This window comes from Paenibacillus sp. strain BS8-2, from assembly GCF_054483835.1.
Map to the genome: position 1 here is coordinate 3,450,705 of NZ_CM137010.1, position 13,099 is coordinate 3,463,803.

At 47.1% G+C, this 13,099-nt stretch carries 11 protein-coding genes; 9 read left to right on the plus strand and 2 right to left on the minus strand.

Annotation, left to right across the window (positions count from 1 at the left end):
* Positions 1-54: 54 nt before the first annotated feature.
* The 4 genes from ACX1C1_RS14835 (at position 55) to serC (ending at position 5,328) form a co-directional block, all read left to right on the plus strand.
* Entirely contained in the window at positions 55-1,038 is a 984-nt protein-coding gene (locus ACX1C1_RS14835; RefSeq protein ID WP_458952959.1) for a 4-hydroxy-3-methylbut-2-enyl diphosphate reductase, read from the plus strand.
* A 268-nt stretch (positions 1,039-1,306) separates the two neighbouring features.
* Complete coding sequence (gene aroF, locus ACX1C1_RS14840) at positions 1,307-2,368, plus strand: 3-deoxy-7-phosphoheptulonate synthase (RefSeq protein WP_458952960.1); 1,062 nt, start codon at positions 1,307-1,309, stop codon at positions 2,366-2,368.
* Positions 2,369-2,602: 234 nt separating this feature from the next.
* Positions 2,603-4,027: a type I glutamate--ammonia ligase gene (gene glnA / locus ACX1C1_RS14845; RefSeq protein WP_458952961.1), complete on the plus strand. Its 1,425-nt coding sequence runs from the start codon at positions 2,603-2,605 to the stop codon at positions 4,025-4,027.
* A 215-nt stretch (positions 4,028-4,242) separates the two neighbouring features.
* Positions 4,243-5,328: a 3-phosphoserine/phosphohydroxythreonine transaminase gene (gene serC, locus ACX1C1_RS14850; protein ID WP_458952962.1), complete on the plus strand. Its 1,086-nt coding sequence runs from the start codon at positions 4,243-4,245 to the stop codon at positions 5,326-5,328.
* Between the two features lie 119 nt (positions 5,329-5,447).
* Here the strand turns inward: serC and ACX1C1_RS14855 are convergent, their stop codons facing one another.
* Positions 5,448-6,167, minus strand: coding sequence for a response regulator transcription factor (locus tag ACX1C1_RS14855; protein ID WP_458952963.1), 720 nt, complete (start codon positions 6,165-6,167; stop codon positions 5,448-5,450).
* A 128-nt stretch (positions 6,168-6,295) separates the two neighbouring features.
* Here ACX1C1_RS14855 and trmL point away from each other — a divergent pair, with 128 nt between their 5' ends.
* The 3 genes from trmL (at position 6,296) to ACX1C1_RS14870 (ending at position 8,823) form a co-directional block, all read left to right on the plus strand.
* Positions 6,296-6,760: a tRNA (uridine(34)/cytosine(34)/5-carboxymethylaminomethyluridine(34)-2'-O)-methyltransferase TrmL gene (gene trmL, locus ACX1C1_RS14860; protein WP_458952964.1), complete on the plus strand. Its 465-nt coding sequence runs from the start codon at positions 6,296-6,298 to the stop codon at positions 6,758-6,760.
* 245 nt (positions 6,761-7,005) lie between these two features.
* Positions 7,006-7,254: an AbrB/MazE/SpoVT family DNA-binding domain-containing protein gene (locus ACX1C1_RS14865; protein WP_458952965.1), complete on the plus strand. Its 249-nt coding sequence runs from the start codon at positions 7,006-7,008 to the stop codon at positions 7,252-7,254.
* A 372-nt stretch (positions 7,255-7,626) separates the two neighbouring features.
* Positions 7,627-8,823: an aminotransferase-like domain-containing protein gene (locus ACX1C1_RS14870; protein ID WP_458952966.1), complete on the plus strand. Its 1,197-nt coding sequence runs from the start codon at positions 7,627-7,629 to the stop codon at positions 8,821-8,823.
* Here the strand turns inward: ACX1C1_RS14870 and ACX1C1_RS14875 are convergent.
* Positions 8,807-9,532, minus strand: a complete 726-nt coding sequence (locus ACX1C1_RS14875; RefSeq protein WP_458952967.1) for a DUF2161 family putative PD-(D/E)XK-type phosphodiesterase — start codon at positions 9,530-9,532, stop codon at positions 8,807-8,809. The genes ACX1C1_RS14870 and ACX1C1_RS14875 overlap by 17 nt on opposite strands.
* A 288-nt stretch (positions 9,533-9,820) precedes the next feature.
* Between ACX1C1_RS14875 and ACX1C1_RS14880 the strand changes: the two genes are divergently transcribed.
* Positions 9,821-11,716 carry a PrkA family serine protein kinase gene (locus ACX1C1_RS14880; RefSeq protein WP_458952968.1) on the plus strand — a complete coding sequence of 632 codons (1,896 nt, stop codon included), beginning with the start codon at positions 9,821-9,823 and terminating at the stop codon, positions 11,714-11,716.
* Positions 11,717-11,882: 166 nt separating this feature from the next.
* A complete protein-coding gene (locus tag ACX1C1_RS14885; RefSeq protein ID WP_458952969.1) occupies positions 11,883-12,890 on the plus strand; it encodes a protoglobin domain-containing protein in 1,008 nt (335 codons plus the stop codon).
* Positions 12,891-13,099 lie beyond the last annotated feature (209 nt).

Sequence of the window (13,099 nt, forward strand, 5' to 3'; positions counted from 1 at the left end):
TGCGACAAGTCGATGGCTTAAACGCACGTACGATCCGCAGAAAGCAGGTGCAGCATGGAAATCGTAAAAATTTCGCCAAGAGGTTATTGTTACGGCGTCGTCGATGCAATGGTGATCGCCTTGCAGACGGTTAAGAACCTGGAGATGCCGAGGCCGATTTATATTCTTGGTATGATTGTGCATAACGCTCATGTAACGGAGGCGTTCGAGAAGGAAGGCGTTATTACGCTGGATGGCGCCAATCGACTGGATATATTGGAGCAGATAACAGAAGGGACCGTTATCTTTACGGCGCATGGCGTTTCTCCCGAAGTACGGGAGCGGGCACGAGCCAAAGGTCTGGCGGTTGTTGACGCTACATGTCCAGACGTCACCAAGACACATGATCTGATCCGAGAGAAAACTGCTGAAGGTTATCATATTATTTATATCGGCAAGAAAGGTCACCCAGAGCCAGAAGGCGCAATCGGCGTTGCACCGCATCTCGTCCACCTGATTGAACGCGAAGAGGAGATCGACGCGCTGGAAGTACCCGATGGAAAGATCATCATCACGAATCAGACAACGATGTCGCAATGGGATATTCGTCACATTATGCAGAAGCTGCAGGAGAAGTTTCCGCATGCAGAAATTCATAATGAGATCTGTTTAGCTACTCAAGTCCGCCAAGAAGCTGTAGCCGGGCAGGCAGGAGAAGCACAACTATGTATCGTCGTTGGTGATCCGCGCAGCAACAACTCCAACCGTCTCGCGCAGGTGTCGGAGGAAATTGCCGGCGTCAAGGCTTATCGTGTATCGGACGTAAGCGAAATCAAGCGAGAGTGGCTGGACGGACTCGATCGTGTGGCGGTTACATCAGGCGCCTCTACGCCAACGCCGATTACAAAGGAAGTTATTACCTACCTGGAACAATTTGACTATCGTGATCCCTCGACATGGGAGATCAAACGAACCGTTAACATGAGCAAACTTCTTCCTAACGTTCGTGTTAAGACGGTCACGGAGAGTGCAGGCGAGGAATCCGCTGCAGTCAAATAAGCTAACATAGCAAGGGCGGCATCGCGTAGTAGCGAGTAATGCCGCCTATTTTTGCGTATTCGTATGCGATTAACAAAAGGGAAATGAATGAAAGGGTTGACGAAACATGGCTTCATCCTGTATATTTACTTTAGCGATTAAAAGCATAAAAGCCCAAAAGCTTAAAAGCGCAAAAGCTTAAAAGCGTGAAAGCGAAAACTTGGAAACAAATAAAGTTGGGTTAATTCAAATTTTAATTAAAGATCCCCATAAATAAGGAGAGATGACGATGATAGTAATTACAAAAAACAGTGTGACGGATGAACGAATCGGTGAAATCGTTGGATATATCGAGAACACGGGTGTTCAGGCGCATGTCTCCAAGGGTACGGATCGTACGGTCATCGGTATTATCGGCAGTGCTGATCCGTCACTTGCAGAGCATTTGCGCTCCATGAAAGATGTAGAGAATGTCATCAAGATCTCGAAATCATATAAGCTTGCAAGCCGTGACTTCCATCCAGACGACACGGTCATCGATATTAAAGGCGTGAAAATCGGCGGCAGCAATCTCGTTATTATGGGCGGACCTTGTGCGGTTGAAACGCCGGAGCAAATTGACGAAATCGCCAGATTGGTCAAAGCAGCCGGTGGTCAGGTCCTTCGCGGAGGCGCGTTCAAGCCGAGAACAGGGCCATACAGCTTCCAAGGTGTTGGAGTAGAAGGATTAATCATGATGGCGGAAGCGGGCAAGAAACATGGCTTGCTGACGATTACAGAGGTCATGACGCCAGAGTATGTAGATATTTGTGCAGAGTACGCGGATATCCTTCAAGTTGGCACACGTAACATGCAGAACTTCGATCTGCTTCGCAAGCTCGGAACGATCCAAACGCCGGTGCTGCTTAAGAGGGGATTTAGTTCGACTTATGACGAGTTCCTGAATGCAGCCGAATACATCCTAGCCGGCGGCAACCCGAATGTTATGTTATGCGAGCGTGGAATCCGAACGTTCGAAACGTACACAAGAAATACGCTCGATTTGTCTGCTATTCCTGTGTTGCAATCTCTCAGCCATCTGCCTGTAATCTCTGACCCTAGTCACGGAACTGGAAGAAGAGAGCTGGTAGAGCCCATGTCCAAAGCATCGGTTGCTGCTGGTGCGAACGGCCTTATCATCGAGATGCATACGGATCCAGACAATTCAATGACTGGCGATGGCGTTCAATCGTTGTTCCCCGATCAATTTGCTAAGCTTCTAAAGGAATTGGAGCAGCTTGCACCTATAGTGGGGAAAGAATTCGGAACACCCAAAGAACCTGCAGATGCGTTCCTTGAATGGGTAAAATAGGGTTTAATGAGACGCTTGACCATTGAGGTCAGGCGTCTTATTTTTGCCTCAAATTCCACAATTGTGAACAGAAGTTCAAACTTGTGAGTAATGCTGACATCAGGATAAAAAATACCTTACATAACTATTGACGGAGATTAAACGGTAGTTTTATAATAACGACAAGGTTTAGAGGAATTAAAGAACGTTCGTCATCCAATTACAAGTAAATGTTCGGAAATGGAGGAAGTTTAGATGTCAGTTCAAAAGGTTTTGGATCAAATCAAAGAAAACAATATTCAATTTGTCGATTTCCGCTTTATCAGCCTTGCCGGTGGTGCGCACCATATCACGTTGCCTGCTACAGAGGTGGACGCTGATACGTTCGTAAACGGCGTAGCTTTCGACGGTTCCTCGATCCCAGGTTTCCGCGGTATCGAAGAATCCGATATGGTAATGATGCCTGATACAGATTCCGTATTCGTAGATCCTTTCACAAGCCATCCTACTTTGAATGTGATGTGTAACATCCATACTCCGGACGGTCAACGTTACGAGCGCGACCCGCGCAGCATCGCTCAAAAGGCTGAAGAGTACCTGCAATCCACTGGTCTCGGAACAGCAGCATTCTTCGCACCTGAGTCCGAATTCTTTATCTTCGACGATGTGCGTTATGAAAGCACGATGAACACTTCTTTCTTCTCGGTTGATTCCGAAGAAGCAGCTTGGAACACAGCTCGCAAAGAAGAAGGCGGCAACCTTGGCTTCAAGATCCCTGTTAAAGGCGGTTACGTGCCAGTTGCTCCGGTTGACTCCCAACAAGACATCCGCAGCGAAATGGTTCGCCTGATGCAAGAATCCGGTCTTCGCGTTGAGCGTCATCACCATGAAGTTGCAACTGCTGGTCAAGCAGAAATCAACTTCCGCTTCGACACGCTGACAAAAACAGCTGACAACCTGATGAAATACAAATATATCGTTCACAACGTAGCTCGCCAATGGGGCAAGGTAGCAACATTTATGCCGAAGCCATTGTTCGGTGACAACGGTAGCGGCATGCACGTGCATACGTCGATCTTCAATGGCGACGAGCCACTCTTCTACGACAACAAGGAGTACGCGAACCTGTCCAAGATGGCTATGAGCTACATCGCAGGTGTTCTGTACCACGCACCAGCTTTGATCGCAATCACGAACCCAAGCACGAACTCGTTCAAACGTTTGGTTCCTGGTTACGAAGCTCCGGTTAACCTTGTGTTCTCCAAAGGTAACCGTTCCGCAGCTGTTCGTATTCCAATCGCAGCTGTAACGCCTAAAGGCTGCCGCATCGAGTTCCGTACACCGGACTCCACGGCTAACCCATACCTTGCATTCGCAGCAATGTTGCTTGCAGGTCTTGACGGCATCAAGAAAGGTCTTGATCCGGTTGCTCTTGGTTACGGTCCTTTCGACAAAAACATCTACGATCTGCCAGAAGAAGAGAAAAAGGAAATCCGCAGCGTTCCAGGAACACTGGACGAAGCGCTTGACGCTCTTGAAGCAGATTCCGGCTTCTTGACAGAAGGCGGCGTATTCTCCCAAGACTTCATCGATAATTATGTTGCTTTCAAACGTTCCGAAGCAAAAGCTGTTTCCATCCGTGTTCACCCACACGAGTACAGCCTGTACTTCGGCTGCTAATAAGCAGTTAAAAGCGAGCCCAAACAGGGCTCGCTTTTTTGATGAGCAAATTATGTTTATCACAAGAAAATTAGAGGAAAATCCGAATAATATATGAATAAATAATGTTTTTTGTTCGACTTTAAGGGTGTTGATATACGATTTTACTTGAAGCAGAGGTTCAAACTTGCTATCATAACCATATCATGTACATTGCTGAAGGGGTGGAAAGTAAGATGGCAAGAGCTTTTAATTTTAACGCAGGACCTGCGGCGATTCCGCTTGAGGTGCTGCAGCAAGCAGCTGAACAATTTGTTGATTATCAAGGTGCGGGAATGTCCATTATGGAAATGTCGCATCGCAGCGCGTTGTACGAGGGCGTAAATAATGAAGCACAGTCGCTACTGAGAGAGCTGTTCGGCGTTCCGGACAACTATCAAATATTATTCCTCCAAGGCGGAGCAAGTACTCAGTTTGCCATGCTGCCAATGAATCTATTGAAGGCCGGCCGTCCCGCTGCTTATGTTAAGACAGGCGCATGGGCTGACAAAGCCATTAAAGAAGCTAAGCTGATCGGCGAGACGGTGGTTGCCGCTTCGACAGAGTCCGACAGCTACATGAGAATGCCTAACTTGTCGGAGATTGTCGTTCCGCAGGATGTATCTTACCTTCACCTGACTTCGAATGAAACAATCGGGGGCACGCAATTTCACGAGTTCCCGGATACAGGCGATATTCCACTTATAGCTGACATGTCTAGCGATATCTTGAGCAGACCAATAGATGTCAGCAAGTTTGGCGTCATCTATGCAGGCGCTCAGAAGAACCTTGGTCCTTCTGGCGTAACGGTAGTCATTATCCGCGACGATCTCGTTGCCCAAAGCCCGAAGGATATTCCTGCGATGTTCCGCTATGAAACACATGCTAAGAGCAACTCGCTCTATAACACACCGCCTTCATTCTCGGTATATATGGTAAGTCTTATGTTGAATTGGATCAAATCCAAAGGCGGCGTGTCGCAGATGGAGCAATACAATCGTGACAAAACGAAGCTGATCTACGATGCGATTGATCAAAGTGGAGGCTTCTACCGCGGGGCTGCCCAAACGCAAAGTCGTTCTCTAATGAACATTACATTCCGCCTGGGTAACGAAGAATTAGAAAAAATGTTCGTGAAACAATCCGAAGCGGAAGGTTTCGTCGGTCTGAAAGGACATCGCGATGTTGGCGGCCTGCGTGCATCGACTTATAACGCCGTTCCGCTAGAAAGCTGCCAAGCGCTTGCTGAGTTCATGGCGCAATTCCAGAAACGTAATGGATAATCTGTTCGGCTACGACGCATGAACGAAAAAGCGCCCTCCCCTTGGGTATACAGGGGGAGGGCGCTTCTGTCGCCAGTAGCATTCATGCAGATGAAGTGGCAAACCTCAAGCGGATTAGATTAAGCTAGCGAAGACGTTTCGCTTAGGGCGGGACCATTCAGCTTATAGCCGACATTACGTACGGTTGTAATATATTCCGGTGTTCTGGCGTTCTTCTCGATTTTGTCTCGGAGATGGCTTATATGAACATCTACGATCCGTGTATCTCCTAGGAAATGATAATCCCATACGCCATGCAGCAATTGCTGTCTGCTTAACACTTTGCCTTTATGTTTGCACAGGAACAGCAGCAGTTCGAATTCCTTTGGAGTTAGTTCAATGAGTTTGCCATCTAGTAGAACTTCGCGCTGGTCAGCGAGCACATTCAACCGTCCAATCGAATAGACCATTTCTTCGGTAACGCCAGGTAATGTCTGCAAGCGACGGAATAATGCGCCGATGCGGGAGATGAGTTCCTGCGGACTAAAAGGTTTCGTCATATAATCGTCGGCACCATTGTCCAGCCCTGCAATTTTGTCAGTGACGTCCTGTAATGCCGTTAACATAATAATGGGAACCGCATTGTTTTGTTTGCGAAGCTCTCTGCACACCTGAATGCCATCCATCTTGGGCAACATAAGGTCAAGCACGATGAGATCTGGGCGGAAGGGCTTGAGCAGATCAAATACCGCCTCACCGTCGCTTACGCATCTGACATCATAGCCTGCAAGCTTTAAGTTGAACTCGATTAACATGGAGATAGATGGTTCATCATCTACGACCAATACTTTTTTTCGCATCAGTTTGTCTCCTTTGCCACCAATTATAGTACCATTATGCAGGGAGACGTTTCGCTAGAGATTAACGGTACGTTAACCGAATGTTAAATCGTAACAATATAAGAACAAATGACGGGAGCAGAATAACGATGGCATTTCATATTGTATTGGTTGAACCTGAAATTCCGGCAAATACGGGCAATATTTCGAGAACTTGCGCAGCGACTGGGACCGTGCTGCATCTGGTTCGGCCACTCGGCTTTGATACAGACGATAAGACACTTAAACGAGCGGGTCTGGATTATTGGCATTCTGTAGAGATTATGTACCATGATTCATTCCAAGAAGTTCAGGATATGTTTCCGGATGGAAGATTTTATTACGCGAGCACTCGCGCGACCAAACATTATACGGACTTTAATTATCAGGACGGAGACTTCTTTGTATTCGGCAAAGAGACGAAGGGATTGCCTCAGGAACTGATCGATAATAATCTAGGCACTTGCATCAAATTACCTATGACCGATAAAGTAAGATCCCTAAATCTCTCAAATTCGGCAGCAATTGTAATATACGAAGCGCTAAGACAATCGAATTTCAGTGCTTTAGTATAATTATTCGAATATTCCAACTTAATTTTACGAGAAGGAAATATGAATTTGTCGTCGAATTTGTAGAAATGCATGTGATAAACATCACAGTAATTGTTGTTTATCCGGAAGAGCGACCGCAGGTTTTGGTTGTTTATTGCCAAATACAATCTATGGTGTCCTCGCTTGCTGAGGAAGGTATAGATTTCATTTTGGTGCGCAAAGGTTCCTCAATACTACAAATTCAGGCATAAAAAGAGGTGAAACTGATGAAACCAGCAGGTGTGGTAAGAAAAGTGGATCAACTTGGTCGCATCGTGCTTCCAAAGTCGCTGAGAAAGCGGTATTTGATGAATGAGGGCGATCCTGTCGAGATTTTCGTCCAAGGGGATCACATTATTCTTGAACGTTACCGCCCTAAATGCGTGTTCTGCGGTTCGATGAACGAAGTTCAGGAATTTAAGGAAAGATATGTTTGCGGAGAATGTATGAGTGAAATGGGTTATCTTAAGAACTGATTATTAAGGGGTAAGCAAATCAGCGGCAACGTTGGTTGTGCCCCAAACGACATGAAGCTTCTGCACCAAGCGTGACTTGGTGCAGAAGCTTCATTCGTACTAAAAGAAGTGTAGGCTGTGCTTACAGCCCGCTCGTTTTGTCGTCGTTGTAAGAGCTCGTTAAGATTGCAGCTATAAACAACACTAACACAGTGATTACGATCCAAAAGTTCAGTCCAAGCATTATATCGACACCTCCAATTAGCTATAGATATTATACCCAAGTATGTGAAAAAAGAAAACTTTAAAAGTTGTGAACACATTGTTAACATAGAGGATATGAGTAATGTATTGTAGAATAACATCGGATTATGCTGGAGAGGAGCAACAATAATGGAATACCGTTTTTCGACAAATGTAGCGAACCTGAAGTCGTCTGCTGTTCGCGATATTTTGAAGCTCACGCAAGGACAAGATATGATATCATTCGCAGGCGGCTTGCCAGCAGAGGAATTGTTCCCGGTTCAAGCGGTTCGAGAGGCTGCAGACCGCGTGTTCCTGGCAGGCACAGGCGCTCTTCAATACGGATTAACGGAAGGATATCTTCCGCTTCGTGAGCAGCTATGCGCCAGAATGGAGCGCAAGGGGATGACCGTAACTCCGGATGAGATGATCCTGACAACGGGTTCGCAGCAGGCCATTGATCTTCTGATCGGCGTGTTGACGGAGCCGGGCGATGTTGTATTGGTCGAGAAGCCAACATATCTGGCGAGCCTGCAAGTATTTGCGCTGCACGGTCTAAAGGTTGTAGCGGCAGATTCCGACGAGGATGGCATTATTCCTGAGGCGGCGGAAGCATTAATTAAGCAGCATAGGCCTAAACTGCTCTACGCAGTACCGACATTCGGCAATCCGACTGGGCGAGTATGGAGCGAGGAACGCCGCAAAGCGATGCTTGCATTGTGCAGTCAGAACGATCTGTTAGTTATCGAAGATGATCCTTACGGAGACATCAAATTCCAGTCGGATGAACAGTATCCGACATTATTTTCGCTCGCAGGCAAGGCTGAGAACAATCCCGTTATCTATACGAGCACCTTCTCCAAAACAGTTGCGCCAGCGCTGCGTACGGGATGGGCGATCGGGGACAGCCGTGTAATCAGAATGATGGCGAAGGCGAAGCAAGCTGCCGATCTGCACTCCAGCACGATGGATCAGCAAATTCTAAGCCAGCTGCTGAATGGTTTCGATCTAGATGCCCATATTGCTGTCATCTCCAAGGAGTATGGTGATCGTATGCTGGAGATGCACTCGCTCTTGCAGCAAGCCGGCTTGTCTGATTTGACCTGGGTTAAACCTAAAGGCGGCATGTTCTTGTGGGTGGAGCTTCCTGAGGGACTAGATGCTGAGGCTTTGCTTAAATGCGCGGTAGGAAAAGGCGTGGCGTTCGTGCCGGGCATATCCTTCTATGCAGATGAACCGAAGCGCAATACGGCACGTCTCAACTTCACGCATAACAAGGGAGCCCGGACGATTCAAGGTGTTGAACGACTAGTCGAAGCAATAGGCGAATTTACCGTTCGAAGTTAGTTTCTGCGATCCAGCGTTGCAGGACGTCGCCGAACTTGGTTAGGGCCTCCGCTCCTTGAGGCTCAAGCGCGTATTTGCCTCGCTCCAATCTGCGGAACCAACCATAGTGATTCTCTCGCATAAGCTGCCCGCTGCGGCTATACCCTGTAGCGGCAGCTACATCCTTGGGTGAGCTAGGTCCCCTCGCCAGTATGACGTGAGCGCAGCGTAGCGCCTTCTCCCTGTAGGCTGTAACGAGTTTACGTCCGGTGGAACCGCCAATGTTGTAATCCCCGCTGCGTTCTTTGAATTCCATTAACAATCGCTCGTTTTTCCGGCGTTTCGCGCCGCGAACGGGGGGGTCTCCGGGTTCGCATAACATTTCGATGACGGGCGCTTTTGTTTTGTAGAATGTAATAGTCATAAGTCCGAGTCCGAGCATTCTGCAGAGCTCCGTCAAATCACCGAAACGTTGATTGACGGCGCCGCTTTTCTTGCGATTACGTTCTACAGCCAGAACAACATCAGCCTCCATTCGAAGACGTTCAATCCCTTGCAGCAGCAAGGCTAGATTGAACGTCTTTTTCATTTCGACAATAATGGTCTCGTTACGCTCAGGATGAATGGCTACCATATCGCAATGGAGGACCTCTCCTTTGACCACGAATCCTCTTGCTTCGTAGTAGCGTTTGATGGGGGGATAAAGTTCTTCTTCCTTATATACTGCCAATATTACCCAACTCCTTCCCGGTTGAACCGATATTCCATATTTCTTTATTATAACAGCGTCTTAGAGGGGGCTGTCTATTTCGATTGCGTATCCCTTTTGAACTGCGGATAGATTCCATGTTGTAGAGCTTATAAATTTTTTAACGGTAAAATAGTGGTCAATTTCCGAGTGGAATAAGCATAGGTATTTAATACTTCACCAAAAGTTGGACTACACAGCGGCAGGTTGGAATGAATCCCGAGCGGAGAAGGAATAGCGGAGATTGGAAGCGATGGGAGGAGACACGGCATGGACATTTTCAAACGGATATCAGAGTACCAAGCAGAGGGCGAGAGACTGGCATGGACAGGGAGCTTTAAAGAATACGTAGAACGACTCAGGCAAGATCCCTCCCCGGCAAAGACCGCGCATACGCGGGTGTATGAGATGATCGAATCGTATGGGGTCGAGGATGCAAATGGGCGCAAGTCGTACAAATTTTTTGAGCAGGAAATTTTCGGCTTGGATCGCGCGGTGGAGAAACTGGTGGAGGAATACTTCCACTCTGCTGCACGAAGACTGGATGTCAGGAAACGGATACTGTTATTAATGGGTCCGGTCAGCGGCGGTAAGTCAACGATTGTTACCATGCTCAAGAAGGGTCTGGAGAAATTTTCCCGGACGGAACGTGGTGCGGTTTATGCGATCAAAGGATGTCCGATGCATGAAGATCCGTTACATCTCATCCCGCATGAACTAAGGAAGGAGATTGAGGAGGAGCTTGGCGTCCGGATCGAAGGCAATCTTTGCCCGTCCTGCCAGATGAGACTCCAGACGGAGTATGATAATCAGATCGAGAACGTGCAGGTTGAGCGCGTCTTTATATCAGAAGACAATCGGGTCGGTATTGGTACATTCAGCCCGTCTGATCCCAAATCACAGGATATTGCCGACTTGACCGGCAGCATCGACTTCTCCACGATTACTGAATATGGCTCGGAGTCTGATCCACGAGCGTATCGCTTCGATGGTGAGCTGAATAAGGCGAATCGCGGATTGATGGAATTCCAAGAGATGTTGAAGTGCGATGAAAAGTTTTTATGGAACTTGCTTTCATTGACTCAAGAAGGCAATTTCAAAGCGGGACGTTTCGCGCTCATTAGCGCCGATGAACTGATTATCGCGCATACGAACGAATCGGAGTACAAGACGTTTATTAGCAATAAGAAAAACGAGGCGCTGCAATCCCGTATGATCGTAATGCCGATTCCGTATAACTTGAAGGTGTCGGATGAGGAAAAAATTTATGATAAGCTGATTTCACAGAGTGATATGAGGCATATCCATATTGCTCCGCATGCCCTCAATTCTGCTGCGATCTTCTCCATCCTGACACGTCTGAAAGAGACGAAGAAGCAGGGGATGGATCTCATCAAGAAGATGCGTATGTACGACGGCCAAGAGGTAGAGGGCTTCAAGGAAGCGGATCTGAAGGAAATGCAGAACGAATATGTGGAAGAAGGTATGTCGGGCATCGACCCTCGATATGTCATTAACCGCATTTCAAGTGCTTTGATCAAACAGGATATGCAATGTATTAATGCGCTCGACGTACTTCGCGCCTTGAAGGACGGACTTGATCAGCATCCGTCAATAACGAAAGAGGAACGAGAGCGGTACTTAAATTACATTTCCGTCGCGCGGAAGGAATATGACGGCCTTGCTAAGAAGGAAATACAGAAGGCGTTTGTATATTCCTTTGAAGAGTCAGCGCGCACCTTATTCGAAAATTATCTCGATAATATCGAAGCCTATTGCAATTGGGCCAAAATCAAAGATCCACTAACCGGCGAGGAGCTTGACCCGGATGAACGGCTCATGCGGTCGATCGAGGAGCAGATCGGCGTATCGGAGAATGCGAAGAAGGCTTTCCGCGAAGAAATATTGATTCGAATTTCCTCCTATTCGCGTAAAGGTAAGAAGTTCGACTTCACAAGTCATGAGCGGCTGCGCGAAGCAGTGGAGAAAAAGTTGTTCACCGACCTGAAGGATATCGTCAAAATTACGACCTCCACCAAAACACCTGACGAGAGCCAACTTAAGCGGATCAATGAAGTAACAAAACGGCTGATCGATGAACATCACTACTGCCCAGTGTGTGCGAATGAATTGCTTCGATACGTAGGAAGTTTGCTTAATCGTTAATCGTTATAACTAGTTGAAATTAAAGCCTTTACCTTCCTTCTGGGGGTAAAGGTTTTAATTTCTTCCATCTTGGTTAATGATTATATAGGAAACACTCTTCTCTGGAATGGATGATTGCCGATATAATAGATAGATATGCAATTACATCAGAGGAGTCGAGTGTGCAATGATTAAGGTGGGCCCAGAACGGCGTAAGCAATTGGAATATACGGGGATTAAAGAACTCGAGCTTTCCTTGCTTAAGGAATGTAAGCCAATCTTCGAAAAGGTTGTTAATGAAGTTGTTGAACGATTCTATGATAGAATCGAAGCCGAGCCTGAGCTCGTAGCGTTGATCTCAAGAGTAAGTAATGTAGATAGATTAAAGGAAACGCAGCGGGGGTATTGGTTGTCTCTTGCAGATGGGATAATCGATGACACCTATATCGAGAACCGTATCCGAATTGGCGCTGTTCATTCGCGGATCGGGCTTACAACCGATTGGTATTTGGGTACATATATGATTTATTTGGACATCGCAACGGATGTGCTAAGTCGTGCATTGCCAGATCGCTGGCAGCCTGTCGTGCTTGCGCTGTCCAAAATGTTTAATTTGGATTCTCAATTCGTACTGGAAGCTTATAATATGCATGAACAGCGTCAAATTCAGGAGCTTGCCGATGGACGAGCAACTATGCTGGCAACTGTGACAGGAGCGGTGCAAGAGCTGGTGTCGCTAATGTCGGAGCTGGACAAGGGTGCAAATCAAATTGCTGCTACGGCTATTTCGACTTCGCAATCCCAGGATAAAGCGCATATGCTATTGGAGGAATTGCGCGGCGAGTTGGATGGTATCGGTGAGATGGGCGTTCTTATTCGGGGTTTGTCGGATCAGACTCATCTGCTTGGACTTAATGCGGCAATCGAAGCGGCAAGGGCTGGCGAACATGGGCGCGGCTTCGAAGTCGTTGCGAACGAGGTTCGTAAGCTCGCTGCATCGTCACGCGGCGCGATGGAAGGAATCCAGCAGAAGCTAACTGAAATCGACAAGAAGCTGTCCGAGGTGCGCACCGAATCCGACCAGACTTCAGATCAAGCACGTAATCAGGCTGCTAGATCGCAGGAGCTTGCTTCCTTCGTTCATATGGTGGAGAAGGTGGCGCAGGACTTGAACGGACTTCATTCGGAGAAGTAATCTGATGGTCGCAGACAACGCATGCAGTTTATAAGAAACAGAGGATCTGGAATCGGATACCTCTGTTTTTATTTTGTGTTAAGTAAGTTGACACCAAAAATGAATTTATGTATGATAATCCTAACATTATACAGTCATTCAGTAATTAATGTTAGGTTTTATGACCTGATTTCAACAAAATTAGCCCAATAATGAGGCTGAGCATCAGA

What these genes read in the sequence shown, in the direction of transcription:
- ACX1C1_RS14835 (WP_458952959.1), top strand. Translation starts at nt 55, where the DNA reads ATGGAAATCGTAAAAATTTCGCCAAGAGGTTATTGTTACGGCGTCGTC.
- aroF (WP_458952960.1), top strand. Translation starts at nt 1,307, where the DNA reads ATGATAGTAATTACAAAAAACAGTGTGACGGATGAACGAATCGGTGAA.
- glnA (WP_458952961.1), top strand. Translation starts at nt 2,603, where the DNA reads ATGTCAGTTCAAAAGGTTTTGGATCAAATCAAAGAAAACAATATTCAA.
- serC (WP_458952962.1), top strand. Translation starts at nt 4,243, where the DNA reads ATGGCAAGAGCTTTTAATTTTAACGCAGGACCTGCGGCGATTCCGCTT.
- ACX1C1_RS14855 (WP_458952963.1), bottom strand. Translation starts at nt 6,167, where the DNA reads ATGCGAAAAAAAGTATTGGTCGTAGATGATGAACCATCTATCTCCATG.
- trmL (WP_458952964.1), top strand. Translation starts at nt 6,296, where the DNA reads ATGGCATTTCATATTGTATTGGTTGAACCTGAAATTCCGGCAAATACG.
- ACX1C1_RS14865 (WP_458952965.1), top strand. Translation starts at nt 7,006, where the DNA reads ATGAAACCAGCAGGTGTGGTAAGAAAAGTGGATCAACTTGGTCGCATC.
- ACX1C1_RS14870 (WP_458952966.1), top strand. Translation starts at nt 7,627, where the DNA reads ATGGAATACCGTTTTTCGACAAATGTAGCGAACCTGAAGTCGTCTGCT.
- ACX1C1_RS14880 (WP_458952968.1), top strand. Translation starts at nt 9,821, where the DNA reads ATGGACATTTTCAAACGGATATCAGAGTACCAAGCAGAGGGCGAGAGA.
- ACX1C1_RS14885 (WP_458952969.1), top strand. Translation starts at nt 11,883, where the DNA reads ATGATTAAGGTGGGCCCAGAACGGCGTAAGCAATTGGAATATACGGGG.